At 55.0% G+C, this 282-nt stretch carries 1 protein-coding gene; it reads left to right on the top strand.

Annotated features, from left to right (window positions below; all coding sequences use genetic code 11):
• The coding region (locus ACTHSL_RS13475) for a hypothetical protein (protein WP_440381710.1) at window positions 1–282 on the top strand (282 nt) is incomplete at both ends.

The raw sequence follows: 282 nt of genomic DNA on the forward strand, positions 1-282 counted from the left end.
CTACACCTACACATTAGATGCCCAAACCGTGGTGCAGAATGCCCAGACACCGGTGGTATACACCAAAGGCAACGGCGACAAAGTGTACAAACACACCGACGGCAACTTCTACACCCAGCCTAACGGCGCAGGTACCCAAGTTCCGGACGGTGACGTGATTGCCAGCATGCAGGATGCGGCCGGCAACACCACTAAGCCGACTACTTTGGCCAATGTGAAGAGCAACCTGGCTGATACTGCGACTGCCGTAACCAACCCGACCGGTAACAAACGTACCGATTT

The organism is Neisseria sp. P0008.S010 (genome assembly GCF_051962715.1).
GTDB classification, from domain to species: domain Bacteria; phylum Pseudomonadota; class Gammaproteobacteria; order Burkholderiales; family Neisseriaceae; genus Neisseria; species Neisseria elongata.